General features: G+C 59.9%; 1 protein-coding gene. It reads right to left on the bottom strand.

Annotated elements, in window-relative coordinates; genetic code table 11:
• Window positions 1-668 (bottom strand): LamG-like jellyroll fold domain-containing protein (locus CKO25_RS20735; protein WP_242467801.1); only part of this gene is annotated, 668 nt, incomplete at its 3' end.
• Window positions 669-764 lie beyond the last annotated feature (96 nt).

Raw genomic sequence — 764 nt, 5'->3', positions numbered from 1 at the left:
TCCTGTCCTCCCGGCCCCGTCACCGTCAACTGCACACTGTAGGTCCCAGGCGCCTGATAGGTGTGCTCCGGATTCACCGCACCACTGCTCCCACCATCCCCAAAACTCCACTGCCGCGTACTGATCGTCCCACTCGAACCATCCGTAAACCGAACCCGCAACGGCGCCGTCCCACTACTCACATCCACACTGAAACCCGCTACCGGCGCCACCGGCAACGGCTCCGCCGGAACCCCCGACGCCACCGGCGTCTCCGCCATCGTCGCCAGCTCCGCCACACTCAACGCCCGGTTGTGAATGCGGACCTCATCAATCACCCCCTCAAAGGCCCGCCCCGCCGTGACCGTGTTCCCGCCAATGCGCAGGGGATTGTTCGAAACAGCCAGATTCCCAGAATGTGAGGTGCGCACCACCTGCTCACCATTAACAAATAACGCCTGACTCGAACCATCATGAGTGGCCGCTAAATGTGTCCATGTCCGAACTGGAAGCTGACTGCCTGCACTAATCCAGCGATTGTTGTTCCCAATTCGAATCTGCAAATTAGCGGACGGCCGCGGCGAGTCGGAATGCAGGGCATAGGCCAGACCACCACTCATCTCCTTCGTGATGACCGATGTAAAGTTGCTCTTCAGTGCCGTCGGATACACCCACGCCGAGAGCGTCATCCCATCACTCAACCCCAACGACGCACTGTGCTCCACCGTCACCAAACTATTCGTCCCATTGAACGACAACGCCCGCCCAAAACGACCCTGCGTCGT

The organism is Thiocapsa imhoffii (assembly GCF_016583985.1).
Lineage (GTDB): Bacteria > Pseudomonadota > Gammaproteobacteria > Chromatiales > Chromatiaceae > Thiocapsa > Thiocapsa imhoffii.
This window is presented reverse-complemented; position numbering and strand designations above follow the sequence as displayed.